Origin of the sequence: Brevibacterium permense (genome assembly GCF_025506275.1) — a bacterium.
GTDB lineage: Bacteria > Actinomycetota > Actinomycetes > Actinomycetales > Brevibacteriaceae > Brevibacterium > Brevibacterium permense_A.
Genome location: NZ_QYCP01000066.1, coordinates 1 through 26,359, shown reverse-complemented (window position 1 = coordinate 26,359; position 26,359 = coordinate 1). Strand labels below are relative to the sequence as shown.

21 protein-coding genes are annotated in these 26,359 nt (G+C 66.0%); 6 read left to right on the top strand and 15 right to left on the bottom strand.

What is annotated here, in order from left to right:
* Window positions 1-33: 33 nt before the first annotated feature.
* A complete protein-coding gene (gene coaA / locus D3I60_RS02355) occupies window positions 34-1,071 on the top strand; it encodes a type I pantothenate kinase (RefSeq protein WP_025779539.1) in 1,038 nt (345 codons plus the stop codon).
* 252 nt (window positions 1,072-1,323) lie between these two features.
* Window positions 1,324-3,186, top strand: a complete 1,863-nt coding sequence (locus D3I60_RS02350) for an ABC transporter ATP-binding protein (protein WP_262774567.1) — start codon at window positions 1,324-1,326, stop codon at window positions 3,184-3,186.
* 238 nt (window positions 3,187-3,424) lie between these two features.
* Here D3I60_RS02350 and glmM read toward each other — a convergent pair whose 3' ends face one another.
* From glmM to rplM, 3 genes are all read right to left on the bottom strand, one after another.
* Window positions 3,425-4,777, bottom strand: coding sequence for a phosphoglucosamine mutase (glmM, locus tag D3I60_RS02345; protein WP_262774566.1), 1,353 nt, complete (start codon window positions 4,775-4,777; stop codon window positions 3,425-3,427).
* A 379-nt stretch (window positions 4,778-5,156) separates the two neighbouring features.
* Entirely contained in the window at window positions 5,157-5,666 is a 510-nt protein-coding gene (gene rpsI, locus D3I60_RS02340) for a 30S ribosomal protein S9 (RefSeq protein WP_025779545.1), read from the bottom strand.
* A 32-nt stretch (window positions 5,667-5,698) separates the two neighbouring features.
* Window positions 5,699-6,142: a 50S ribosomal protein L13 gene (gene rplM / locus D3I60_RS02335; RefSeq protein WP_101543309.1), complete on the bottom strand. Its 444-nt coding sequence runs from the start codon at window positions 6,140-6,142 to the stop codon at window positions 5,699-5,701.
* A gap of 269 nt (window positions 6,143-6,411) precedes the next feature.
* Here rplM and D3I60_RS02330 point away from each other — a divergent pair, with 269 nt between their 5' ends.
* Together D3I60_RS02330 and D3I60_RS02325 are read left to right on the top strand one after the other, a co-directional pair.
* Window positions 6,412-8,862, top strand: coding sequence for a hypothetical protein (locus D3I60_RS02330; protein WP_262774565.1), 2,451 nt, complete (start codon window positions 6,412-6,414; stop codon window positions 8,860-8,862).
* Window positions 8,859-11,198, top strand: coding sequence for a hypothetical protein (locus D3I60_RS02325; protein ID WP_262774564.1), 2,340 nt, complete (start codon window positions 8,859-8,861; stop codon window positions 11,196-11,198). The genes D3I60_RS02330 and D3I60_RS02325 overlap by 4 nt, the downstream gene beginning before the upstream one ends.
* A gap of 374 nt (window positions 11,199-11,572) precedes the next feature.
* On the opposite strand, the gene D3I60_RS02320 is transcribed toward D3I60_RS02325, so the two are convergent.
* From D3I60_RS02320 to D3I60_RS02310, 3 genes are all read right to left on the bottom strand, one after another.
* Window positions 11,573-14,215: a bifunctional metallophosphatase/5'-nucleotidase gene (locus D3I60_RS02320; protein ID WP_262774563.1), complete on the bottom strand. Its 2,643-nt coding sequence runs from the start codon at window positions 14,213-14,215 to the stop codon at window positions 11,573-11,575.
* 231 nt (window positions 14,216-14,446) lie between these two features.
* On the bottom strand, window positions 14,447-15,301 hold the full coding sequence (gene truA, locus D3I60_RS02315; protein ID WP_262774562.1) for a tRNA pseudouridine(38-40) synthase TruA: 855 nt from the start codon (window positions 15,299-15,301) through the stop codon (window positions 14,447-14,449).
* Window positions 15,298-15,924 carry a LemA family protein gene (locus D3I60_RS02310; protein WP_262774561.1) on the bottom strand — a complete coding sequence of 209 codons (627 nt, stop codon included), beginning with the start codon at window positions 15,922-15,924 and terminating at the stop codon, window positions 15,298-15,300. Before D3I60_RS02310 ends, truA begins: the two co-directional genes overlap by 4 nt.
* A gap of 250 nt (window positions 15,925-16,174) precedes the next feature.
* On the opposite strand from D3I60_RS02310, the gene D3I60_RS02305 reads away from it, so the two are divergent.
* The gene (locus D3I60_RS02305; RefSeq protein WP_262774560.1) at window positions 16,175-17,356 is read left to right on the top strand and encodes a glycosyltransferase family 4 protein; all 1,182 of its coding nucleotides are present in this window, start codon (window positions 16,175-16,177) and stop codon (window positions 17,354-17,356) included.
* A 133-nt stretch (window positions 17,357-17,489) separates the two neighbouring features.
* Here the strand turns inward: D3I60_RS02305 and D3I60_RS02300 are convergent, their stop codons facing one another.
* From D3I60_RS02300 to D3I60_RS02260, 9 genes are all read right to left on the bottom strand, one after another.
* Window positions 17,490-18,056 carry a cysteine hydrolase family protein gene (locus tag D3I60_RS02300; RefSeq protein ID WP_262774559.1) on the bottom strand — a complete coding sequence of 189 codons (567 nt, stop codon included), beginning with the start codon at window positions 18,054-18,056 and terminating at the stop codon, window positions 17,490-17,492.
* Window positions 18,057-18,251: 195 nt separating this feature from the next.
* Window positions 18,252-18,902, bottom strand: coding sequence for an energy-coupling factor transporter transmembrane component T family protein (locus D3I60_RS02295; protein ID WP_262774558.1), 651 nt, complete (start codon window positions 18,900-18,902; stop codon window positions 18,252-18,254).
* On the bottom strand, window positions 18,899-19,627 hold the full coding sequence (locus D3I60_RS02290; RefSeq protein ID WP_262774557.1) for an energy-coupling factor ABC transporter ATP-binding protein: 729 nt from the start codon (window positions 19,625-19,627) through the stop codon (window positions 18,899-18,901). The genes D3I60_RS02295 and D3I60_RS02290 overlap by 4 nt, the downstream gene beginning before the upstream one ends.
* Window positions 19,624-20,280: a biotin transporter BioY gene (locus D3I60_RS02285; protein ID WP_262774556.1), complete on the bottom strand. Its 657-nt coding sequence runs from the start codon at window positions 20,278-20,280 to the stop codon at window positions 19,624-19,626. Before D3I60_RS02285 ends, D3I60_RS02290 begins: the two co-directional genes overlap by 4 nt.
* A 182-nt stretch (window positions 20,281-20,462) precedes the next feature.
* Window positions 20,463-22,046 carry a glutamine-hydrolyzing GMP synthase gene (guaA, locus tag D3I60_RS02280; RefSeq protein WP_262774555.1) on the bottom strand — a complete coding sequence of 528 codons (1,584 nt, stop codon included), beginning with the start codon at window positions 22,044-22,046 and terminating at the stop codon, window positions 20,463-20,465.
* A 170-nt stretch (window positions 22,047-22,216) separates the two neighbouring features.
* Window positions 22,217-22,654, bottom strand: a complete 438-nt coding sequence (locus D3I60_RS02275; RefSeq protein ID WP_139468416.1) for a DUF3817 domain-containing protein — start codon at window positions 22,652-22,654, stop codon at window positions 22,217-22,219.
* A gap of 2 nt (window positions 22,655-22,656) precedes the next feature.
* Window positions 22,657-23,583, bottom strand: a complete 927-nt coding sequence (locus D3I60_RS02270; RefSeq protein WP_262774554.1) for an SURF1 family protein — start codon at window positions 23,581-23,583, stop codon at window positions 22,657-22,659.
* 55 nt (window positions 23,584-23,638) lie between these two features.
* Window positions 23,639-24,772, bottom strand: a complete 1,134-nt coding sequence (locus D3I60_RS02265) for a GuaB3 family IMP dehydrogenase-related protein (RefSeq protein ID WP_139468415.1) — start codon at window positions 24,770-24,772, stop codon at window positions 23,639-23,641.
* A 135-nt stretch (window positions 24,773-24,907) separates the two neighbouring features.
* On the bottom strand, window positions 24,908-25,813 hold the full coding sequence (locus D3I60_RS02260; RefSeq protein WP_262774553.1) for a LysR family transcriptional regulator: 906 nt from the start codon (window positions 25,811-25,813) through the stop codon (window positions 24,908-24,910).
* Window positions 25,814-26,003: 190 nt separating this feature from the next.
* On the opposite strand from D3I60_RS02260, the gene D3I60_RS02255 reads away from it, so the two are divergent.
* Window positions 26,004-26,359, top strand: a 356-nt coding sequence (locus D3I60_RS02255) for a LysE family translocator (protein ID WP_262774552.1), incomplete at its 3' end; no start/stop codon positions are given.

The window sequence follows — 26,359 nt, the reverse complement described above, 5'->3', positions numbered from 1 at the left end:
GGTGGCGAACATGACGCATGACACAATAGTGGGATGAGCCATGTCGACCCTCAGTTGGACCGTGCGCGCAAGCTCGCCGGCCTCAATACCGCCCGGCGCAGCGAGCCGGACACGACGTCTCCGTTCTGGGAGTTCGATCGGGAGGTGTGGGGTACGCTCGCCCAGGCCACGCCGCTGCCGCTGAAGCAGCGCGACATCGAACGGCTGCGCGGGCTCGGCGATCGGATCAACCTCGACGAAGTGGCCCAGGTCTATTTGCCCCTGTCACGACTGCTCAACCTCTACGTCTCAGCACGGCGAGCGAAGCACGACCTGACCAGGGAGTTCTTCTCTCCACTGCACGAACGCGGGTTGGAACCGCAGGATGCCAAGCGCACGCCCTTCGTCATCGGCGTCGCCGGATCGGTGGCCGTGGGCAAGTCGACGACGGCACGTGTGCTGCGCGAACTGCTCGCCCGCTGGCCCGACACTCCGCGCGTCGAACTCATCACCACCGACGGATTCCTCTACCCCAACGCCGAACTCGACCGTCGCCGCCTCAACGGGCGGAAGGGATTCCCGGAATCCTACGACCGGCGCAAGCTGCTCAAGTTCATCTCCGCCGTGAAATCCGGGGCTCCCGAGGTCCGTGCACCTGTGTACTCGCACCACACCTATGACATCGTTCCCGGCGCCGAGGTGGTCGTGCGCTCCCCCGATGTCCTCATCGTCGAGGGCCTCAACGTCCTCCAGCCCGCCCGCCCCCGTCAGGATGGGACCGTGGGCTTGGCCATCAGTGACTACTTCGACTTCTCCGTCTACGTCGATGCGCGCTCCCGTGATATCCGCCAGTGGTACATCTCGCGGTTTCTCAAACTCAAGCACGGTGCGTTCCAGGACGAGGACTCCTACTTCCACCGCTACTCGCAGCTCGACGACGACGAAGCGATCACTCTGGCCACGGAGATCTGGGACTCCATCAACTTCCCGAACCTGCGCGAGAACGTCCAGCCCAGCCGCGGCCGAGCCGACCTCGTGCTCCACAAATCCTCCGATCACACGATTCGGAAGGTGCAGCTGCGGAAGCTGTGACGGGAGTCGTCGGGGGTCTAACACCTCGGACGGGGCGAGCCGCCTCGGCGAGCTTGTCAGCGGACCCGTAACGGGAGTCGCCGGGCGGTGAGGAAATAGTTTCACCGCTCTGACGGTTGCACAGTGTGCACTGAACTACTCACCGCCGGCAGGTCACCCGCCTGCGGCGGCGGCCGGATGCGAGCGATCCTCGCGCCGTCACGGGATCCCCCGTGCATGCTCGGTCGTTTCGGCAGCAGAAAGGGACCCAGTATGAGCGTGCCATCCGCACATCACCTCATGTACTCCTCGGTCAAGAGTAAGAAGACCCCCGAGACGCGCATCCAACCGGGCATCTACAAGCGGATCGCCGGGTATGCGACCCGGCACAAGCGCAAACTCATCATCTTCCTGCTGCTGTCCGTGCTCACCGCGGGCATCGGTGTCCTCAACCCGGTCCTCGCCGGCGACGTCGTCAACGCGATCACCGGCGGCGGGCCCGTGTCTACGGTCGTATGGCTGGCCGTGGCCATCGGCGGGTTGGCCATCGCCGATGCGGCCATCTCGATCACGAACCGGTACCTGTCCTCACGGATCGGTGAGGGGCTCATCTTCGATCTGCGCACGGCCGTCTATGATCACGTCCAGTCGATGCCGATCGCATTCTTCAATCGCACCCGCACCGGTGCCCTGGTCTCCCGGCTCAATACGGATGTCATCGGTGCGCAGCGGGCGTTTTCGAACACCCTGTCCGGCATCGTGTCGAACTTCGTCTCCCTGGCCCTGACCGTCGGCGTCATGGTCACGATCTCATGGCAGGTGACCGTGTTGTCGATCCTGCTGCTGCCGCTGTTCATCATCCCCACCCGAATGCTCAGCGGAAAGCTCGCATCCCTGCAGTTCGAAGCGGCCAACAATTCCGCAGACATGTCGACCCGCATGACCGAACGCTTCTCCGCCGCCGGCGCCACCCTGGTCAAACTCTTCGGCAATCCCCGCCAGGAGAACGAGGAGTTCGCCGACCGCGCCGGCCAGGTCCGCGATATCGGGGTCAAGGTCGCGATGCTGCAGTCGACGTTCGTGTCCTCACTGACTCTGGTCTCCGCCCTGGCGCTGGCTCTGGTCTACGGCGTCGGCGGTGCACAGGCCGTCGTCGGCAACCTCAACGCTGGTCAGGTTGTGACCCTGGCACTGCTGCTGACCAGGCTCTATACGCCACTGACGATGCTCGCCAACGCGCGCCTGGACATCCAGAGCGCAGTGGTGTCATTCCAGCGGGTGTTCGAGATCCTCGATCTCGTGCCCTACTTCAAGGAACCGTCGCAGCCGAAGGCCCTGCCTGCCGGTGGGCTGGATGTGCAATTCGATCACGTCGACTTCGCCTACCCGAGCGCCTCGCAGGTCAGCCTGGCCAGCCTCGAAGACGTCTCCGTACTCGACACCCGTGGCGGCGATCAGGTTCTCCACGACCTGAGCTTCACGATCCCCGCCGGGCACACCGTTGCCCTCGTCGGATCCTCGGGTGCGGGAAAGTCGACGATCGCGTCGCTGCTGCCGCGACTCTACGACGTCACAGGCGGCACGATCACCATCGGCGGGGTCGATGTTCGCGAACTGTCGTTTGCCGATCTGCGCGAGGCCGTCGGCGTCGTCACCCAGGACGGTCATGTCTTCCACGAGTCGATCCGCGCCAACCTCCAGCTCGTCGACCCTGATGCCACCGAGGAGCAGATGCTCGATGCCATCGACCGGGCACAGCTGAGAGGCGTCGTCGATGCGCTTCCCGATGGATTGGACACCGTCGTCGGCGAACGCGGGTACCGTCTCTCCGGAGGCGAGCGTCAGCGCCTGACCATCGCCCGGATGCTGCTGGCGTCTCCGGAGATCGTCGTGCTCGATGAAGCCACCTCGGCGTTGGATTCGACGAACGAGGCCGCGATCCAGCGGGCCCTGTCCCAGGCGATGCACGGGCGGACGGCTCTGGTCATCGCCCACCGTCTGTCGACGATCCGGCAGGCCGACACGATCCTCGTCGTCGAGGCCGGTCGCATCATCGAGAAGGGCACTCACGAGGAGCTGGTCGGCCGCGGCGGCCGCTATGCCGAGCTCTACGCCACCCAGTTCGCCTCGAGCTGAGTCCGTGACGCTGAACCACTTTAGGTGCGAGCCCTGCACCGACTCCGCAGGGTCAGAGACTTCCTCGAGTTAAGTGTGCGCAGATTGCCGGTTTCGAGCCGAAATTGTGCAATCTGCGCACAGTTAGCTGGCCAACTAACTGGCCAACGCCGCGGCAGAAGGCCGTTCAACCCGCGGCCACCACGGCAGGAACCCTCTAAAACTGGCGATCGTCGCGGCACTGCACACTCGGCAAACCCTACAGCGCGAGGTGCTCCTTGACCGACGCGGCCAGGCGCTCGGCCTGGGCGGAGGCGGCATCTTCGGTGGCGGCTTCGACCATGACCCGGATGAGCGGCTCCGTGCCCGAGGCGCGCAGCAGCACGCGACCGGTGTCGGCGAGTTCGGCCTCGACAGCGGCCACCTCTGCGGCGACCTGCGGGTGATCGACGTTGTTCTTGTCCACGCCCTTGACGTTGACGAGCGCCTGCGGCAGCTGCGGGATCTCCGCGGCGAGGTCGGCCAGGGTGCGCTTGGCATCGGCTATCCGCTTCATCAGATGCAGGGCGGTCTGCACTCCGTCGCCGGTGGTGCCGTGATCGAGCATGAGCACGTGTCCGGACTGCTCCCCGCCGAGCGCATACCCGTCGGCGAGCATCCGCTCGAGCACATACCGGTCGCCGACAGCGGTCTGCACGGTCTCGATTCCGTATTTGTCCATCGCCTGCTTCAGACCCAGATTCGACATGACGGTCGTGACGAGGGTGTTGCCGCGCAACTCACCGAGCTCCTTGAGCCCGATCGCCAGGATGCCCATGACCTGGTCGCCGTTGACGACCCGCCCCAAGGAGTCCACGGCCAGGCAGCGGTCGGCGTCACCGTCGAAAGCCACGCCCAGATCGGACTGGGTCTCGACGACGAGGCGCTGCAGCGGTCCGAGGTGGGTCGATCCCACACCGTCGTTGATGTTGAAGCCGTCGGGTTCGGCGGCGGAGACGATGACTTCGGCGCCGGCCTGGCGCAGGGCGGCGGGTCCGACGATGGACGCCGCACCGTGAGCGCAGTCGACGACGACCTTGAGTCCCGACAGCGGGCGTACATTGTCGGCGTCGACACAGCGCACTAGGTGCTCGGTGTACTCGTCTGCAGCGGCCGGGTAGCGCGAGATGCGGCCGACGTCCGCGCCGGTCGGACGATCCCAGTCCTCATCGAAGATCGCGAGGATCTCGTCTTCGACCGCGTCGTCGAGCTTCGTGCCTCCTGCGGCGAAGAACTTGATGCCGTTGTCGGGCATGGGGTTGTGGGAGGCGGAGATGACGACGCCGAAGGCGGCGCCGGTGTCCTTGACGACCTGGGCGATGCCCGGTGTCGGCAGCATGCCTGCGTCGAGGACGTCGACTCCGGTCGAGGCGATTCCGGCGCTCAGTGCGGCGGAGAGGAATTCGCCGGACACGCGCGTATCACGTCCGACCACGGCGAAGGGGCGCTTCTCACCCGTCCAGCCGCGGCTGAGCACGCGTGAACCTGCGACCGAGAGCTGGAGGGCGAGTTTGGCCGAGATATCGCGATTGGCCAGTCCGCGCACTCCATCGGTGCCGAAGAGTCGAGACATAGTGGAGATCCTTTCGTCAATGTCGGAGTCGATCTTAGTCGATCCGCTGGGTGTCGCTCGTGATGTCGGCACCCTCGCCGAGGCGACCGACCGCATCCGTGGCCGCGGTAGTCGCGGCGTCGCGAGTGTCCGCTCAAGGCGGAGCGCGCTTATCGTGCGGTGCACAATGCGATATTCGCGCTCAGGCTTGAACGACGGACTATGCGCCGAGGCGGCACACTCGACCGCGGGGCCACGTCAGTGACCGTGTGAGATGAGTCCGGATATGAGAAATGCGGCCCCGAACCTGGTTCGGGACCGCATTCTCATGTTCATGATGCTGAACTGTCGATGACTGCGACTCAGTGGCAGACCAGCCGCAGTCGGTTCGCCAGCGAGATCAGCGCTTCGAGAACTGAGGTGCCTTACGGGCCTTCTTGAGACCGGCCTTCTTGCGCTCAGGAACGCGAGCATCGCGGCTGAGGTATCCGGCCTTCTTCAGCTCGGCGCGGTTGGACTCCGCGTCGATCTGGTTGAGCGAACGAGCCACGCCCAGGCGGACGGCGCCGGCCTGGCCGGAGGGTCCACCGCCGGAGATCCGGACGATGACGTCGAAACGTCCGCCCAGGTCCAGCAGGGTGAAGGGCTCGTTGACGAGCTGCTGGTGCAGCTTGTTCGGGAAGTACTCTTCGAGAGTACGTCCGTTGATGGTCCACTCACCGGTGCCGGGGACGAGGCGCACACGAGCAATTGCCTGCTTGCGGCGGCCGACTCCGTTGCCGGGAGCGGTCAGGGACTGTCCACGTCCGCCGGCGGTGCTTTCGCCCAGGCCAGCGGATGCGGGAGTCTCGGAAGTGTATTCGGTGATCTCTTCTTCGACAGTTTCTGTCGCGTTGGTGGTATCAGCCACGGTTCTCCTCGGTATGTCTAGAGCTCAGGCGCTTACTGCGCGACCTGGCTGAGTTCGTACGGCTGCGGATTCTGAGCGGCGTGCGGGTGCTCGGCACCTGCATAGACCTTCAGCTTCTGCATCTGGGCACGTCCGAGACGAGTCTTCGGGACCATACCGGCGACAGCCTTTTCGACTGCACGCTCGGGGTGGGTGGCGAGGAGCTCGGCATAGTTCACGCTCTTGAGGCCACCGGGGTATCCGGAGTGGCGGTAAGCGCGCTTCTTCTCGAGCTTCGCACCTGTCAGCGCGACCTTGTCGGCGTTGATGATGATGACGAAGTCACCGGTGTCGGTGTTCGGAGTGAACGTGGTCTTGTGCTTGCCGCGCAGGAGGCGTGCAACCTGCGAAGCAAGGCGACCGAGCACCTGGTCAGTGGCGTCGATGACGTGCCACTGGTGCTCAACGTCACCGGACTTAGCTGTATACGTACGCAAAAGTAGCCTTCTTTTCGTATCTGTGTTCAGTGCAGCGCCGGATCCTCATCGGGTCGTGAGTCCAATGGGTCTCAAGCGCTGGTTGTCTTCAATCGGGTGAACCTATCGACGCATTCCCCTCACCTACGGGCCTGCAACGCATGAGGCTATGTAAGGGAGTGCGACAAGCACACACAACGACAATCAAATATACATGCCCTCAGGCCCGGGGAGCAAACGCCCAGAGCGGTCTCAGGGCCAGCTGAAACCCGAGCCGATAGTATTGATCTGTGCCGACTCACTCCAGCCTGCCCTTCCGACTTCCCGCATTGAGAATCCTGATGCTGGGTCTCCTGGTCGGGCTCCTGACGGCAGGCCTCGGACTCGACCCCGCCTCCGCGTCGGCACCAACGGACAGCATGGCATCGGCCGACGGTTCGGCCGCGAATGCGAATGCGTCCTCGGCGCAGTCCACTGACACCGGCAGGCCCCCGGCCGGGCAGACGGTCGTCTTCGGCATTCCGGGTCTGACCATCGATGATATCGACCCCGAGCGCACTCCGAACCTCTTTCATCTGCTCTCCGAGGGCGCCGCAGCGAACCTCAACGTGCGCACGATCGGCTCGGCTACCTGCCCCGCCTCCGGCTGGCTGTCCTTCGGCGCGGGCGCCCGCGCGCAGGCCGGTCCCTCCCCCGTCGCCGAGGATGCCGACCCCGATGACTCTGTCCGCTGCCCGACGATGATCGCCCCCACCACGGACGGTTCCGTGGATGCCGAGGGCAGGGCCGCCTCGGCGAAGGAGGCGGCGAACAGTGATGAAGCTCATGGCGGCGAATCCGCGGCCGGAACGACGACGGCTCGGATCGAGGGCTTCGATGCGGTCAAGGAGCCCAATATCGGCTCCGGTTACTCCGTCGACTACGGCATGCTCGCGCGTGAAGTCGCCGTAGCCGGCAAGGCCGCGCCCGCCAGCACCGGCGGCGCCGTCGCGGGCTCGCTGCTCGAACCGTGCGTCGCAGCCGAAGGCCCCGGCGCAGCCTATGCGGCCGCGGACGAAGACGGGGTGGTGACGAACTTCACGGACGATGCGACCTCCGCGGACTGCCGCCTCGGTGTCGTCGACCTCGGCGCGATCGGCATCCGCTCCTGGCTGTTCGATCCGATCCCGAACTACTCCTATACCGTTCCGCCGAACTACGACCGGGAGACCCGCGTCGCCGAAGCCGACCGCCGCCTCGGCGTGCGTCTGCAGGAGGTGCGGGAGAACGCGAAGGACGGGGCCGCGGATCCGACGATCATCGTCGCCGGCCTCGGTGACAGTTCCGGTCTGCCGCAGCTGCGCGCGTTCATCGCGTCCGGGCCCGGCTTCGAACCCGGGTCCCTGTCCTCGGCGACGACACGCACCCCGGGGCTGCTGCAGATCACCGATCTGGCGCCGGGCATCCTCGATGTCCTCGATGTCGATTCCCCGCGCGCCGTCGGCTTCGACTCCACCCCGACCGATGATGATCCGCAGCAGCGCATCGACGATCTCGTCGCCGAGGCGCAGAAGTCGACGACGATCCATCAGAATCTCTCGACGTTCTCCATCACCCTCGACGTCATCTTCTACGTCCTCTTCATCGCGTGCGCGGTCCTGCTCAACCGCTCCATCCTCGGCCGCCGAGGCGGTGCCACCCGAGCCTCCCACGTCCACCGCTTCCTCGGCTGGGTGTCCCTGGGCGTGGCCTCCCTGCCGATGGGAGCGTTCCTCGCCGGGCTCCTCCCCTGGTCGAGAATGGCCGATCCCGGGCTCGGCCTGTTCCTCTCGGTCATCGGCACGGCCGCCGTTCTGTTCGTCCTCGCCCTCATCCCGCCATGGGGTCGGACCTGGCGAGGACGGGTCGGCGCCCTGGCCGGGGCGAACCTGCTCATCCTCGCCGCCGACCTGGCCACCGGGTCCCGTCTGCAGGCGAACTCGCTGCTCGGCTACAACCCGATCGTCGGCGGCCGCTACTACGGACTCGGCAATCAGGGTGCGGCGATCTTCATCGTCAGCCTCTTCATCTTCTTAGGGCTTGTGGTGTCCTGGCTGCGGGCGCGCGGTCACCGAAAAGCTGTGATCATCGTGCCGGTCGTCATCGGACTGGCCGCCGTGTTCGTCTCCGGCAATCCCTCCTGGGGTGCGAAGTTCGGCGGCACGATCGCCATCCTCGCCGGTCTCATGGTCCTGCTGGCGCTGCTGTCGAAGATCCGACTGACTCTGCTGCGCCTCGCCCTCATCGGAGTGGCATCGCTGGCCGTGCTCATCGGCATCGCCTTCCTCGACTGGCTGCGCCCGGCCGGGGCACGCTCACATTTCGGCACGTTCTTCGACCAGATCGTCACCGGTGAGGCCCTGCAGGTCGTCGGCCGCAAGCTCGGCGCGAACCTCCACATCATCCAGGTCAACCCGGCCCTGGCCATCGTCACCCCGCTTGCGGCCATCGCGGTCCTCATCTTCCTCCGCTACCTCCTCCACTTCCCCCGCGTCCACGCCGGCAGCCGGACCGGGCGCCTGGTCAACAAATGGCGCGGACGGCTCCCCCAGCTCTTCACCGATTCCGACCTGCACTTCGGTTTCCTGGCTGCGGCCACGGGCCTCGGCGTCGGGCTCGTGCTCACCGATTCCGGGGTCGCCGTGCCTTCGACCGGAGCCATGGTTCTGCTGCCCTTCCTGCTGGCGCTCAGTGCTGAGCACGCCGAGGAGGCTCACCGATGAGAGCCCGCGTGACCTCCCCCGCCGCTCGGGTTCTGCTCGGGATCCTGGCCATCGCGCTGTTCGTCCTCGGCCTGCCTCAGGTCGGGCAGGCGGTCCCGGGCGAGGGCTCGAACGCGGATGCTGCTGCGGGCTCGAATGCGGCCGCAGGTGCGCCGGCTCGAGCCGACGCCCAGGCAGCGGGCGGGAGCGGGGGCACGGCTCCGGCCTCGGACGACGACGACGGTGGGGCCGCCTCGGCGCATCCCGGGGTCGTGTCGATCAACGTCTCCGGATTCAGCTTCGAGGATCTCGATCCGCGCACCACACCGCACCTGTGGATGATGATGAAGGGCGGGCAGATCGGGACGATCACACCGCGCAGCGTGCGCTCGACGAGCTGTCCGGTCGACGGCTGGCTGGGACTCGGATCAGGGCGGCGGGCCGCCGACGAACCACGCGATCAGTGCCGCGAATCGGCATCTCCGCTCGACGGCTGGGTCGCCGATTGGGACGTGTACGCGCAGGTGGCCCGCGGTGACAACTACGATGCCTCCCTCGGAGCACTGGCCGAGGCAGTGCCCGATATCCGCGCCTTCGGCAACGGTGCCGCCATCGCCGCGGCCACCCCAACCGGCCGTGTCGAGAACTGGTCGCCCGTCGGACCCGACCTGGGCGCGGATGTCGCGAAATCGACCGCAGACGGCGAGCTTACGCTCGTCGATCTCGGCAATACCGCCGCCGACGGCTATTCGCTGAAGAATCTCGACGCTCAGGTCGGGGACGTCCTCGAATCGACGGGATGGATGAGCGCGGATCAGCCGAACCGCCTCGGCGAGGGACGCGTTCCCGTGGTGTTCTCATCGATCGCCGACGGAACGCATGAAGGTTCGTCGATGCAGGCGACGATGATGGTCGCCCCGGGCGAGCAGGCGGGACTGCTCACCTCCTCGTCGACGCGGCAGCCGGGACTGGTGCAGGTGCCCGACCTGGCACCGACGCTCGTGGCACTGTCCGGTGCCGAGGAGATGGACAATGCGGCCGGGGCGCCGATGACCTCGGGGGCGCACGGGTCCGATTGGCATTCGCGCTATCAGGCGGTGCTCGACCGGCAGGTTGCGGTGAAGACGCAGAACGATCTGTCGACGTGGTTCTTCCCCGTCGTCGCCGTGCTCATGGTCGGACTGTTGGCGTTGGCATGGTTCATGCGGAAGAACCACCGGGAGCTCGTCCATTCCGGGGCGTACCGCCTCGGTGTCGTATTCGCGGCGATGCCGATCTCGACGTATCTGGTCAATACCGTGCCGTGGGAGCGGGCGACGAATCCGGACATCGCGATGCTCGGAGCCTTGGCCGGGTGGGCGCTGCTGCTCGGGGTGCTGGCGCTGCTCGGCCCCTGGCGGCGGCATAAGTTCGGGCCGGTGCTCTTCGTGTCCACCGTGACGGTCGCCGTCCTCGCCTACGACGTCGTCACCGGATCCCAGCTGCAGATGTCGACGCTGTTGGGTGAGCCCCTGCTTATCGCCTCCCGGTTCTACGGAATCGGGAACTCGGCGCTGGCGCTGTACTGCTGTGCGCTGCTGTTGGCGGTCGCAGGGTTCGCGTCTCTGGTGGCCAAGCCGCTGCATCGCGTCCTCATCGTCACTGTTCCCGTGCTCGCCTCCTGCGTCATCCTGGCAGCACCAGGTCTGGGCACGAAGTTCGGGTCCGTACCGACCCTCATCATCGGAGTCGCCTACCTCGTGCTGGCCGCGGCGAGCATCCGGTTCTCGCTCAAACGGCTGGGGCTGACGGTGGGCATCGCCGGAATCGTCATGCTCACCGTGCTGTTCCTCGACTGGCTGCGCCCGGCCGATCAGCGCACGCACTTCGGACGGTTCTTCGACTCGATCATCAGCGGTCAGGCGCTCAGCGTTCTGGCTCGAAAGATCGGGATGAACATCGACATCCTCACCCAGTCGTGGATGACTCTGGTGCTGCCGCTGGTCATCATCGGTGTGTTCTGGCTGGCGCTCGACCCTGCGCGCTTCCGACTGCACGGACTCCAGGACACCTACCTGCGGATCCCGCTGCTGAGGTCGGCGATGATCAGCCTCGCGATCCTGCTGGGAGTCGGCACTCTCATCAACGACTCGGGCATCGTCGTACCGGCCGTCGGCATCCTCTTCCTCGTCCCCGTGCTCACTCACCTCGAGACCTTCCGCGCCGGCCGCCCGCCGGTCCCAACGGCGACGCCCGCCGGTGACGCCCCCGCCGATGCTGATGCGGCCCCTGCCGACTCCGATGCCGAGGACGGCGCCGACGCCCAGTCCGAGTCTGAGTCCGGGTCCGGGTCTGTCGACGGCACCACGCACCGGTAGTCTCAACATCCACCGCTTGCCGCAGAACACCTCCGTGGCGACAAAAGGCACCTATGCACCGGTGCGCATTGCAGCTACCTAAAGGAGATGGCACTGACGGCGCACGGTGCTGCGCAGTAAACGACCTTCGCCGAGGCATCCCTCACCGTTAGTGGCATCCCCGCCGCTTCCTCGCAAAACACCCCCGCCACAGCAATTCGCACTCGTGCACCGGTGCACTATGCAACTACGTGGTGGAGATAGAACAAACGGTGAGGGATTATTCGTACGGACCGTGCCTGGAAACGACGGCAGGCCGGAGAGAAGAACTCTCCGGCCCCGCTCGTCTCGGCGATGATCTCGCCTGAGTGTCAGGAGCTTCTGAGCAGCCTGGCTCAGTTCTGGAGGCTGAGCTTGCGGCGACGGACGATCGTGACCGCAGTGGTGCCCGCGACGATGAGCGCGAGAGCCGCGGCGACGATGTTGAAGGTCTCGAAGCCGGTGCGCGGCAGGTCGCCTCCATCTTTCGAACCGTTCGCGTCGCTTCCGGAGCCATCGGCCGAACCGCCATCGGCCGAGGCGTCCGCACCATCGGCTCCACCGCCGGCGTTCGACGAACCGTCCGAGCCACCGGCAGCGTCGTCCCCGCCGTCGGCGGTTCCGCTTGCCGTGCTGTCTCCGCCGTCAGCAGCCCCGCCATCGGCGGAACCACCATCGGCATTGCCGCCGTCGGCCGAACCGTCATCGCCGGCCGAGGCATTCGCATCGTCACCGACTGCCGCGGTGGCCTCGAATTCATGCGCCAGCGGCAGCGGGTTGTCGTCCCACCATGGACCATCGGCATTCGCCTGGACGCTGGCCTTGACGGTCACCTCACCGGAGGCGTCCTTCGGCGCGGTCACCGTCACAGGAGTCTCGGTCTCCCCTGCCGGAATCGAATCGAGGGTGATCGTCTTGGCCGCCTCGGCGCTGACCTCAGGGGCCCTGCCCTTGGTGGCGCTGCTGGAAGCAGACCGGGTCTCGGACTGCGCGGCCGCCTCGGCGGTATAGCCCTCAGGCAGGTCGACGGTGACGTCGATGGGACCCGCAACCTCGGACTTCGCGTTCGTCTTGAGCGAGAACTCAGCGCTCTCACCGGGCTTGATGGCCTTCGGCCCGGTCAGCTCGGCGCTCAGATCACCCTTGTCGATGACGTCCTTGGCTGCGTCTGCCTGACGCTCGTTCTTATCCGGGGTGACGTCTTTGCCTTCGGCCTGGTGCTTGTTGAAGTAGTTCTCCCAGGTCTCGAAGTCGGTGAGTCCCGACTGTTCGAAATCGCCCTTGGCGAAGGAGGAGAAGTTGTCACCACCGGTGGCGAGGAAGCTCAGCGTCGCAACCCGGTAGTCCTCGTTCGGGTCGATGTCCTTGCCATCGACCTTGACGGATTTCACGTGCTCGCCCTTGTCGGCATCAGTGTCATAGACGACGTCGAGGTCATCCGAGATGCCCAGGTGGAGGAACGACCGGGAGGCACCGTCGGGCTGCCACTGCTCTTCGAAGAGGCCGATGACGTCCGAACCCTTCATCGTCACGACACCATGGTCGTTGGCGAAGGGAAGCACGCTGTTGAGCTCGGCAACGGTGACTTCGCACTTCTCCTCGGAGTTGTATATGTCATCGCAGAGCAGATCGGTGCGCAGACCGCCCGGGTTCGTGATGCCGAAGTCGGCTTCTTCCAGCTGGGTCTCTTCGACGCCTTCCTTGAGCGCATCGGCGACGAGGTTGCCGAGCGTGGACTCGGCACCGCGGTCCTCCTCGCCGTCCTTCTTCGCTCGGGTGATGTCCTCGCTGATCGTGCCGGTGACCTCGGAGCCGAGCTCCTTGGCCTTCTCCTCTGCGTCGCTGATGATGCCGGCGACCTTGTCGACGACCTCGGAGTCGTAGCTCTTGTCCTCGGTCTTAATGAGGTCGATGCCGCTTGCCTGCCAATCGCTGTTGCCGTCGACTCTCATGGTCACCTGCCCGACGTATTCGCCGTAGCTGCCGGCCTCGATGACGGGACGAGTGCGAGCGGGTTCTCCGGGCACCGGTGCTTCGAAGGCATACGGCATATGGGTGTGGCCGGTGAACATGGCGTCGACCGAGGCGTCGGCCTCGGTGACGAGCTTCTTGAACTCCGCGTTCGACGCCTTCGCGTCCTCGAGGCTCTCGGTCGACGACGCGCCGAGGTGGGCCTCGACGACGGTCATATCCGGTCGTTCGTCCTCGGGCAGGTTCTCGAGATCGTCGGCGACGCGGTTGACTGCGTCCGTGGGGTCACCGAAGTCCAGGTCGGCGATGCCGTCCGGTGAGACGAGTGAGGCAGTGTCCTTGGTGACGACGCCGATGACGGCGATCTTGACTCCCGACACGTCGACGATGGAGTACTCGTCGAGGCCGTCGACGACGTTCTGAGTTCCCTTGTCGTAGACATTGGCCGCCGAGTACGGGAAGTCGGCTTCGTCGCTCACGCGTCCCGTGAGGTCATCGATGCCTTTGTCGAATTCGTGGTTGCCGACAGCAGAGGCCTCGACGCCCATGGCATTCAGGACATCGAGCGTGGGGGTGTCGTTCTGCGATGAGGAGGTGTAGGTCGAAGCACCGATGTTGTCACCGGTCGAGAGCAGAGCAGTGCCCATATTGTCGCCGCCGGTGCCGAACTTCGCTCGTTCCTCCTCGACGACCGAGGCGACCTGAGTGCCTGCCTCGGAGATGCGTCCGTGGAAGTCGGTGATATTGAGCAGCTGAACCTTGGTGCCTTCGGGCGCCGACTGCACATCGCTGCCGGAGTCCTGTTCGTCGCCGGTGTCGTCCGACGGCGCGGATTTGTCACCGTCGGTCGAATCGTTCGACGATTCGTCGGGGTCCGCGGGAGCCGCTTCACTCGGTGCCGTGGCGCTGTCGTCGGTGGAGTTTCCGTTGCCCAGAGAGGGTGCCCCGATGGCAGGCGCGAGACCGGGCAGAGTCAGCATCGACACTGCGGCGCCCGTGGCCAGCACTTTGGTCACAAGTTTCGACATGTATTCGGTTCCTTCGATCGTTCAGTGAGGCGCACATCAACCGTGCCGGTGGGGATGAAGACGGATTCCATCCTGCAGTGCCAATGCGAACTGAAAGTTGCTTAAGTGTGAATCTACACAGGATTCTCACAACTGGAAAGAGGAATTCTCACATGATCCCGACTCGCGCGATATAAGGTGGCATGATGCTGCGGCTTGATGCTTCTGCCGACGTCTTGCCGAACCGTCGGCCTATTCCTGGTCGCGGCGGGCCATCGTCTGGGCGTTGCGAGCCGCATAGTCCTCGGGTGCCGGATAACCGACCTCGGTGAGGACGAGTCCTTCGGCAGGCGTGACGAACATGGGCACATCCGGGGTCAGCCCGGCGTCCGCCTCGGCGATGAGTTCGGCCGGGCGGGTCACCGCCCAATTGCCGGATCCGACCTTGATCAGTCCGCCGACGAGTGCACGGACCATGTGATGGCAGAAGGCGTCGGCGCGCAGATCGATGGTGATCACAGCATCCTGATCGCGCGAGACTCGCAGTTCGTGGAGGGTGCGGATCGTCGTCGCGCCCTCCCGGGGTTTGCAGAACGGCAGGAAGTCGTGGAGCCCTTGGACCTCGCTCGCGGCCTCGGCCATGGCTTCGGCGTCGAGTTCGCCCTTGTGCCGCGGCGTCACCTGGGTCAGCAGCGGGTCGATGAATGACCGGTGATCGGCCAACCGGTACTGATACGACCGCCACAGCGCGGAGAACCGGGCGTCGAAGTCCTCTGGCACCTCGGCCACCGCGTGGACGACGATGTCGTGGAACTCACCGGCGATGAGGACTCCGCGCAGACGTGACAGGAGAGCCGCCTCGGCGGATCGATTCGACTGGCCGATGAGCTTGCCGATCGCCTCATCGCCCAGATCGATGTGCACGACCTGACGGCGAGCGTGGACGCCGGAGTCGGTGCGGCCGGCGACGACGGTGGCCACCTCGGTGCCGGTGATCCGTTCGAGTCCGGACTCGACGGCGGCCTGGACCGTGCGCAGCCCCGGCTGCTTGGCCCAGCCATGGAAATCCGTGCCGCGATAGCCCAGGTCGAGACGGAAGCGGGTCATCGGGTCATCCTCGCCGAGGCGGGGCCCGCCGTTCCGGGTCCACCATCGTCATCGATCGCCTCGGTGAATGGGGCGCGGGGCTTGAAGACCCCGCCGAAGAGGCGGGAGACCAGTCGCGCCCGCTGCCGGTGATAGCGCTCGACGTTCGTGTTGTAGAAACGCGCGCCGGCGAGGATCCGTTCGGTGAGCACTTGCAGCTGACCGTGCAGAAGCTGGATCGTCGTGTCGATCTCCTCATTGACCGCAGCCCGATTGGGACGGGCAGAGTCCGAAGTCAGGGACCTCTCCGTCAGCGCCGCGGGGATGAGAGCGGCGTCATCGACGGCGTCGGTCAGGGCGTTTTCGGCTGCGGCGCCGCGGTGGTCGAAGGGGGCGCGTTCGGCAGAGGCGAGCGCGAGTTCCAGCCGGGACAGGTCCTGTCCGGCGATCTGCTGGAGGGTGCCGATATAGGCCGGCACGAGAGCGTGGCGAGCGCGGATCTCGCCGATGAGCTGGCGCTTGGCTTCGTCGCACAACGACCGGGCCATGGACAGCTGGTTGAAGCGCAGGACGGTGAGGATGACGAAGAGGACGATGAGAGCGGCGAGTACGCAACCGCCGACTATGAACCAGACCACGGCCATTCCCCTCGTTCCATGTGCTGCACGAGCATTTCCGACACCTCAGTTTACGCGGGGTTCAGACTCGTCGCGAACAGGTCATCATCCGGACACCGAGGCGACTGAGAGGAGTCACCGAGAAGGGCCGCGCCCGGACGCCGACCCTGGCATTCTGCAGTCACCGCAGAGAGTGCGGACCGATTTCGGCCAGATGTCGCCGACCTGTCGCCTTCGGGTCATGCGTTCGTCACTCTGCGGGCCTTAGCTGGAAGCCGTGAGAGTAGCGATCATTGCGGAATCCTTCCTCCCCAATATGAATGGGGTCACCCACTCACTCCTGCGGGTCCTCGACCATCTGGCCGACCGCGGTGACGAGGTCCTCGTCATCGCTCCGGGCACACGCAGGGACGGTCCGAAGGAGGTCGCCGGTGCCCGCATCGTCCGGGTTCCCTCGATCGCCTTGCCGAAGTATCGGCGCATCCGTGTGGCTCCCGGCGGCGTCACCCGCATCCGCCGGCTGCTGCAGCGTTTCGCCCCGGACGTCGTCCATCTGGCCAGTCCGTTCGTCCTCGGTTGGCGCGGCGTCCTCGCCGCCCAGGCACTGAATCTGCCGACCGTGGCGATCTACCAGACCGAGGTTCCCGCCTATGCCGCCCGGTACGGAATGCACGGCATCGAGGCCATGCTGTGGAACCACGTCCGCAATATCCACCAGCATTCCTCCCTGACGCTGGCCCCATCGTCGTACACGATCGATCAGCTGCACGGGCTCGGGGTCGCCGAGGTGGCACTATGGGCCCGTGGGGTCGATTCCTCCCGTTTCGACCCGAGCCACCGGTCCGAGGCCTGGCGTCGAAGCGTTGCCCCGAATGGGGAGAAGATCATCGGCTTCGTCGGCAGGTTGGCCGCGGAGAAGCAGGTCGAAGACCTTGCCGCGCTCACCGATCTGCCCGGGGCGAAGGTCGTCATCGTCGGTGACGGTCCCTGGCGGACGCGTCTGCAGCGACTGCTGCCGGAGGCACATTTCACCGGGTTCCTCGGCGGGGACGCCCTGGCTCAAGCAGTGGCGAGCTTCGACCTCATGGTGGCCCCTGGTGAGCTTGAGACCTTCTGCCAGACGATTCAAGAGGCCATGGCCTCCGAGGTGCCGGTCATCGCTCCCGCCCGAGGCGGCCCGCTCGACCTGGTCGACTCCTCGCGCACCGGGTGGCTCTACACCCCGAAGGATCTCGGTGCCATGCGAGCGCATGCGGCGGACCTCCTCGGCGACGAGGCGAAAAGGCGAGCCTTCGGGGTCGCCGGTCGTGAGCAGGTGCAGGCCAGGAGTTGGAAGAGCGTGTGCTCACAGCTCGTCGGCCACTATTCGCGGGCGATCGAGAATCCAGCCCCGCAGGTGCTCGGCCGCGGATTCAGCTCGATGGTCAACTCCGGACTGGAGAATCCGCTGCCCTACTGAGGCGATCGCGCAGGTCAGCATCCGGCCCTTTCGCCGACCGCTCGAATTGCCGCCGCTGTATCAAGTTATACGCCGAGCGCTGGACGCTGAGATGAGCGGTCGGTGTACGCGGGCGAGCCTTCAGCTGCCGAGCTCAGGCGAGGCCGGCGGTCCAGTCCTGGACAGTCGTCACAGTTGCCTGTTTGGGGAACACCTTCTCAGTGAGCACCTGATGAACCTCGGGGTCACGGTCGGCGCAGGCGTCGGAGAGCACAGTGAGCTCGAAGTCGAGATCGGCGGCCTGACGTACGGTCGAGAGCACGACTCCGCTCGTAGCGACTCCGGCGAGCACAAGAGACGACGCCCCATAGCCGCGCAGCAGCACCTCGAGATCGCTGCCGGTGAAGGCGCTGATGCGTCGCTTGGTCACAATCGGCTCGCCCTGATGCCGGTCGAGCGTTTCGTGGATGCTCGTCGAGGCATGGGTCTCGTCGACGTCGCCGTGGGCGGCGATCTGCGCGAACGATGCCGTTGCCGCCAGCTCCGGATGCCCCTCGCGCAGCGCCACTCGCACCCAGACGACGGGGATGTCGTGGCTGCGGGCTGCGGCGACGGCGTCACGTGCGCGTTCGAGCACACCGGTCGAGGCGAAGGCGTCGTCCCCGGCGATGCCGTTCTGGAAGTCCATGGCCAACAGGACTGTGTTCTCGGTGCCGGTCATCATGTCTCCTTCGGTTCGGGTGGGGTTCGTCCCCTCTGTCGCCGAGGCTACTCCTCCCACGAGGTGTTCTGCTGAGTCCCGGCTCACAACCGGCTCAGACTCTCGGAGGCGAATCGTCGACCGCTCAAGTCAGAGTCGTTGTATCAAGCTATGCGATGAGCGATCGACGGCAACTCGAGCGGTCGGTGGAGACGATCACTCCACGATGCCACGGGCGTCGAGCGCCCGTCCCGTGTCCTGTGCGTATTTCACCGACCGCAGGATCGCCGGCACCACTCGGGCCTTGATGCTCGAGTCCAGTCCCCTCGCCCGGGCTGCGCGTTCGGCCTCGCCGAGCAGACCGGAGATATGGGAGATCGCCCTGACCATGAGGCTCGCCGTCAATGCGATCGCCTCGGCGTTCGCGCCGAAGAACCGCAAGGGCGAGACCAGCACCGTGAACGTGTCGAGCAGCTGCGCCACAGACGTCGTCAGGGTGAGGAGCAGGGCCGCCTGCACACAGGCGAACACGGTCCCGCCGACAGCCAGCCCCGACTCCATGGACCCGAAGAAGTACTGCAGCCCCATGACGATCGCCACAAGCACCGCCACGTAGATCCATGTGCGCAGGAAGTGCTTCACCCGCAGCCGGGCCGTGAATCCGATGACGACGAGAGCGGCGAACATCGACCAGTTGATCGCCGCATCGCGGAAGATGAGCGCCACGATGCCGATGACGGCGATCACCGCCAGCTTCACCCCCGTCGGCACTGCATGCAGCCATCCCCGAGGATGCGCCACCTTCCCGAAGAGCTGCGGTCGGGCCTTGATGCCGGCGTGCTTCCGCCACGTCACCGCCTGGGTCATGGCGTATCGCTCATGATGAGGTTTCGGTAGGTTTCGACCGCCTCGGCGGGGGCGGCATCGGCCACGATCCGACCATCGTCGAGGACGATCGCCCTCTGGGCGATCTGCGCGAATTCGAGGTCATGAGTGGTGAGGACGATGCGCACCCCGCGCCTGGCCACGAGCTCCTGGAGATGCACGCGCAGCCGCTCCTTGTTGCGCAGGTCGAGCAGGGTCGTCGGCTCGTCGAGGACGAGGATCTGCGGATCCACCGCAAGCACCGCGGCCAGTGCCACGAGCTGACGCTGGCCGCCGGAGAGTTCGTAGACGCTGCGTTCGGCGAGGTCGGCGATGCCGAGTTCGTCGAGCACCGCCAGTGCCTCTGCCCGCCGCTTACGCTTGGGCACGGACTTGCGCAGGGACAGTTCGATGTCCTCGAGAGGGGTGGGCATGACCAGCTGCGCGGCCGGATCGGTGAAGACGAAACCGACGCGCGAACGCACCTTCACCGCCTGCCGCCGCGGGTCGAGACCATCGACGAGGACTTCGCCGGCATTCGCCGTGACCAGGCCGTTGAACAGCTGCAGCAGGGTCGACTTCCCCGAGCCGTTGGCACCGATGACGGCGACGACATCCTCGGTGAGGGTGAGATTGACGTCTTGGAGGATCGGGCGCACGACATCGCCGTCGGGTCCGTCATCGAGGACTCCGACGCCGACGTCGCTCAACCGGATCTCGCGTGTCACTTCGCGGCCTGTGCCTGCCCGGCCGACACCGATTCGACGCTGACGCCGCGACGACGCAGCACATCGGGGAATGCGCGGTGGATGAGCACCGCCACCGAGGCGGCCAGAATGTTCTTCACAATGTCACCGGGCCAGTAGGCGAGGTCCGCGACCGCAGCCACGCCGAGCGGCAGATCGCCGTTGATCGACATGCCAAGGATGCCAAGCGGATGGTTGAGCAGGACGCTGCCGCCGAAGCCGCCAAGGAAGAGCACCACACCGAGCTTCATTCCGCTGAAGCGACGCACAGCCCAGCGGGCGATGAGCCCGGCGAGGAGAGCGTAGAGCGCGAAGGAGAGGATGTAGCCGGCGCTCGGGCCCGCGAGGACGCCGATTCCGCCCCGCATTCCCGAGAAGATCGGGAGTCCGACGAGTCCGAGGACGACATAGAGCAGGGTAGCTGAGAATCCGCGCCAGGGTCCGAGCACCATCCCGCACAGTGCGATCGCGAAGGTCTGCAGAGTAATCGGCACACCGAGGGGACCCACCGGGACAGGAGGCATCATCGCAAAGGCCGCGAGCATCGCCGCGAAGACCGCGACGAGGGCGATATCGCTGCCGGCCGAGCGAGGACGGGTGATCCCCGCCGAGGTGGTGCTGTGGGTCGGTGTCATGAGTACTCCATTGGTCGTGATCCTCCCCGACCGGGATCGGGGACGCCCGAGGCGGCCTCGAGCACCCTCCCACTGTAACTGAACGGTGTTCAGGAGCAGTATTCGGGGTCTCGATCGAGGCCGCCTCGGCGAGGGTGTCCGCACGGTAACGTGCGCAGGGACCCTTCAACGGTCGCGGAGGATCACTCCCATTCGATGGTGCCCGGAGGCTTCGAGGTGACGTCGAGGACGACGCGGTTGATGTCGTCGACCTCGTTGGTGATGCGGTTGGAGATCACGGAGAGCACATCGTAGGGAATGCGCGTCCAGTCAGCGGTCATCGCGTCCTCGCTCGAGACCGGACGCAGCACGACGGGGTGGCCGTAGGTGCGGCCGTCGCCCTGGACACCGACGGAGCGGACATCGGCCAGAAGCACGACCGGGCACTGCCAGATCTCTCCGTCGAGGCCGGCCTTCGTCAGCTCTGCGCGGGCGATCGCATCGGCCTTGCGCAGGATGTTCAGGCGCTCTTCGGTGACCTCGCCGATGATGCGGATCCCCAGTCCCGGGCCGGGGAATGGCTGGCGGGAGACGATGACCTCGGGCACGCCGAGTTCGCGGCCGATGGCACGGACCTCGTCCTTGAACAGGGCGCGCAGGGGTTCGATGAGCTGGAACTGGATGTCATCAGGCAGTCCGCCGACATTGTGGTGGCTCTTGATGTTCGCGGTGCCCGATCCCCCACCGGATTCGACCACATCGGGGTAGAGGGTGCCCTGGACGAGGAACGCGATCTCCTCGCCCTCACCCTCCTGGGCCTCGAGTACTAGGTCGGCGGCAGCGGTCTCGAAGGTGCGGATGAACTCGCGGCCGATGATCTTGCGCTTCTCCTCCGGGTCGGTGACCCCGGCGAGCTGGGAGAGGAACTGCTCGCGCGCATCGACGGTGACCAGGCGGACGCCGATCGAATCGACGTAGTCCTTCTCAACCTGGACGCGTTCGTCCTGACGCAGCAGACCGTGATCGACGAAGACGCAGGTGAGCTGGTCTCCGATGGCTTTCTGAACGAGGGCCGCAGCGACGGAGGAGTCGACGCCTCCGGAGAGTGCGCAGATGACCTTCTTGTTCCCGACGCGGGCGCGGATGAGTTCGACCTGTTCCTCGATGACGGATTCGTTCGTCCAGTCGGCTTCGAGCCCGGCGACGTTGAAGAGGAAGTTCTCAAGGATCTTCTGCCCGTTCTCCGAATGGAGGACCTCGGGGTGCCACTGCACGCCGGCGAACTTCTTCGCCGGGCATTCGAAGGCCGCCACGGGAGTGTCCGGGGTGGAGGCGAGGACATCGAAGCCGTCGGGCGCCTCGGCGACGGAGTCCCCGTGGGACATCCAGACCTTGTAGTTCTGAGGGGTCTCGGCGAGCAGCGCACCGGCCTGGGACACGGAGACCGGAGTCGATCCGTATTCGCGCTTATCGGTCTTGGCCACGCGCCCGCCGAGTGCGGTCGACATGAGCTGGAAGCCGTAGCAGATGCCCATCGTGGGCACTCCGAGGTCGAACACGGACGTGTCGAAGCTCGGGGCGCCGGCGTCATTGACGCTCGAGGGTCCGCCGGAGAGCACGATGGCCACCGGTTTCTTCGCGGCGAACTCGGACGCCGGGGCGTCGTGGGCGATGATCTCCGAGTACAGGCCGGCTTCGCGGATGCGGCGCGCGATGAGCTGGGCGTACTGGGCGCCGAAATCGACGACGAGGACGGGGGGCACCTGCGTGCTCTGGGATTGCGTCATGATCCAATTCTAAGCGTCGGCGACCAGACTCCCGAATTCGGGTCGCGCTCCCCTCGCAGGGCGGATGCGCACGTGTCGGCGGGCCGCCTCGGCAGGGGTGGACCGGGCCGATTTCGCCGCCGCGGATGACCGCGGATAGGCGGGCCGCCTCGGCGGGGGCGGGGCCCCTCTTAGGACTTGGGGGCGACGACGACGGCGGCTTCGAGCTCGGCGTCGACCTGACGGTGGATGCGGCGCTCGAGGATGAACGACATCACGGGCACGACGCCGGCCAGGGCGAGGATGAGGTAGCGGCCGAGCGTCCAGCGCATCTGCTGGTTGAGCCAGAAGCAGCCGATGAGGTAGACGACGTAGCACCAGCCGTGGCAGATCGCGATGGCCGCGGCGAGGTTGAAGCCGCCGAAGTTCAGGGCCGTCTCGGCGTCCGCGGCGATGAGGTACTTGTAGATCATCTCAACCGTGAGGATGAGCAGCATCGTGCCGGTGATGAGCGCCATCACGCGGTAGAATTTCAGCGCATTGCGGGCCGAGGTGAAGCGTTTGACGCTCCACACGTTGTTCTCGTCGAAGTCGGGGCGAGAGTCCAAGGACTCGTGTTCTTCGCTCACGCTCAGTTTCCTCCGGTCGTGGAAGTGTCAGTGTTTCGGGCATCGGCGTTCCTGCTTCGTTTCCTGCCGGGCCTGGCACCTCCGTGGCGGTGGGCCGGCAGTCCGGTGAGTCCGGACATCACCTCGGGGTCGATGGTCGCGTCGCCCGCGGGCTTGACGACAACATACTCGACGCTCTTCTCCGAATCATGGGAATCCTCGCCGAGGCGGCGCCGGAGGTAATCATCGCGCAGCAGCTGGAACCACATGTAGAGGGCCATGGCCGCGAAGATGATCCATTCAAGGGCGTAGACGGCCGACTGCAGATCGAATCCACCCTCGTCGCGGGTCGTCGTGGTCGGAACCTGTTCGAGACCGTCGGTCCCCACCGAGGCTGCGGCACCGGTGGCCTTCTCCGGGATGAGGAATCCGGAGTAGGTGAGCAGGTCGGGGAACAGGTTGATGATCTGCGAGGTCGAGACCGTGTGCACCTGCCCTTCGGGCAGATCATTGCCCTCGACGGGGCCCTCGATGGGTCCGATGCGCGCGGTCAGCTCGACCTGGCCGTCCCGGGCCTCAGACGTCATCGCCGCGTCCTCGTCGGGGGTGAAACCGCGGACGACGGGGATCGCGATCGTCTTCTCGTCGGCGTTCGCGGCCTCGACGCCTTCACCGAGGTGACCGCCGTCCGGGGCGAACATCGTCACGACCCAATACCCGGTATCGCCGTCCTGGACGCGTCCGGGGACGACGATCTGAGCATCGGGGATCCAGTGTCCTGACAGGCTGACCCGCTGGTCGGCGAGGATGCCGGGCATCGGGGCCTGGGCATCCATGACGTCGTTGAAGTCCTTGAGTTCATCGACTCCGGAGGACGCGGCGACGTCGTTCTTGTGCTGGGCCCGGTCGACCTGCCACGCGGAGAGTCCGACGAAGCAGGTGACGAGCACCAGGACGAGGAGCAGGGATCCCAGCCATTTGGGAGTCAGTGCCAGGCGGAACAGTTCAGACCACCGAACCAGTCTGGTAGGGCGAGACGGTGACGTCGACGCGTTGGAATTCCTTGAGGTCGAGGTAGCCCGTGGTGGCCAGTGCCCGACGCAGGGCGCCGGCGAGGTTGAGTTCGCCGATCGCGGTGCGGCCGGGGCCGAAGAGCACCTGCTCGAGGCTGCCGACGGTGCCGAGTTCCACACGGTGCCCGCGTGGCAGATCCGGGTGATGAGCTTCGGCGCCCCAGTGCATTCCGCGGCCGGGTGCTTCGGTCGACCGGGCCAGGGCGGTGCCGAGCATGACAGCGTCGGCGCCGACCCCGAAGGCCTTGACGATGTCGCCGCTGGTGCCGAGTCCGCCATCGGCGATGACATGGACGTAGCGGCCGCCGGATTCGTCCATATAGTCCCGCCGGGCCGCGTGGACGTCGGCGACGGCCGTGGCCATCGGGGCGTGGATGCCCAGGGTCTTGCGGGTCGTGGCCGCCGCTCCCCCGCCGAAGCCGACGAGGACGCCGGCGGCACCGGTGCGCATGAGGTGCAGTGCCGCGGTGTAGGTGGCGGCTCCGCCGACGATGACGGGCACATCGAGTTCGTAGATGAACTGCTTGAGGTTGAGCGGTTCGGTGTGGGTCGAGACGTGCTCGGCCGAGACCGTGGTGCCGCGGATGACGAAGATGTCGACTCCGGCGTCGACGACCGTCTTGTAGAACTCCTGGGTCCGCTGCGGGGTCAGGGCGCCGGCGACCGTGACTCCGGCTTCGCGGATCTGCTCGAGGCGAGCGGTGATGAGTTCGGCTTGGATGGGTGCGGAGTAGAGCTCCTGCATCCGTGAGGTCGCCATCTCGGCCGGCAGCTGGGCGATTTCAGCCAGCTGCGGGGTGGGGTCCTCGTACCGGGTCCACAGACCTTCGAGGTCGAGAACGCCGAGTCCGCCGAATCGGCCGAGCGCGATGACGGTCTCCGGGGACATGGCCGAGTCCATAGGAGCGCCGATGAAGGGCAGCTCGAACTGGTAGGCGTCGATCTGCCAGTTCAGGGACACGTCTTCGGGATCACGGGTGCGCCGAGCGGGGACGATGGCGATGTCGTCGAGCGAATAGGCGCGACGGCCGCGCTTGCCTCTGCCGATTTCGATTTCAGAACTCACCCCGACAGCCTATCCCACCACCCTTGGCGCAACGTCTCAGCTCACTATGAGGAACAGCGCATCTCCCCTCCCAGGACTACCTGACGGCGGCTCAGCAACCTGGCGCCAGGTTGCTGAGCCGCCGTCAGGTAGCAATTAGGGGGTGGTGAGGTGGGTTGCTACTGCCTCCTCAGTTGCGGTGGCGAAGGCGCGGACGTGGGGTAAGTGCGCGTCTTTGTCGCGGATGTGCATGACGACCCGGCGCATCGGGACGGGGTCGGTGAGATCGACGGCGACGAGGCCGGGCGGCAGCTGCAGAGTCGAGAGCCGCGGGAGGACCGTGATGCCCATGTTCGAGGCGATGAGAGCCAATGCCGCGAAGTCGTCCTCGCAGGCGGCGAAGCTCCTGCGTTCGAATCCCGCCGCGGCACACGCATGGTCGACGACCTTGCTCGAAGGTCCGGCCCACATGTCGTAGTCGACCCAGTGCTCATCCTCGAGGTCGATGAACGGCACGGACTCACGGCCTGCGAACCGGTGCCCCTCGGGGACGACGACCCGATAGTCGTCGTCGAAGAGCGGGATGCGCGTCATCTCCGGCAGATGGTTCTCACCGTCCTGCGGAGCCTCGGCGCGGATCTCGATGAGGCAGTGCCCGCGCCGGTTCTTCGCCGGCTCATTGAGCTGGATGTCGAAACGCAGATCCGGATGATCCAGGGCCACAGCATCGATGATGCCCGGCAGCAGGCGCGCATTGAACGAAGTGAACGCAGCGATCCGCAGCCGGGGCCTGCTGACGCTGCGGAAGCCTTCGACCAAATCGTCGAGGCGGCCGACCGCAGTGAAGACCTCCGCCGAATCATCGGCCAGACGCCGGCCGAGCTCGGTGATCTCGATGCCGCGCCCCGACCGCCGGTAGAGCGGCGCCCCGACGGACTTCTGCAGGGTGGTGATGTGCTGACTGACGGTCGCCGGTGTGTAGTTGAGGTTCTTCGCCGCGGCGACCACGGAACCGGTGGCCGCGACGGCCCGCCAGACGCGCAGACGATTGAGATCCCACATGCCCTCAAGACTAGCCGCTGGCCACCCGACAAATCATTAGGCGCTGCCTGATGCTCATTCGCAATCAATTGCTTTTCCCGATTGATCGGTTCCGGCAGAATGGTGTTCGTCTCCGTCGATATCGAACGATGCCCCGAGACACCCGTGCACCATCCCCGCTGACCATTCCCATCACCCCCGAAGGAGTGCCGTGACCGGACCCGAGATCCTCACCATCACCGGAGCTGCGGCCGCGCTTGCCGTTACCCCCGGACCCGAAACGATCCTGACGATCCGCCTGTCCTCGCTGCGTCGCAAAGCCGGACTCGTCTATGCGCTCGGAACAGCCACGGGCACCGTGATCTGGATGGTCCTCGCGCTCACCGGCGTCTCCGCTCTGCTGACCGTCTACCCGGCTGCCGTGCAGGTGCTCAAGATCGGCGGCGGCCTCTATCTGTGCCTCCTCGGCGCCCTCGCCGGTCGGCAGGCGCTTCGCCTGCGCCGGGAGCTGAAGGACGCCGAGGCGACCGACCGCCCCATCGCGAACGCCGCCCCCACCCCATCGGC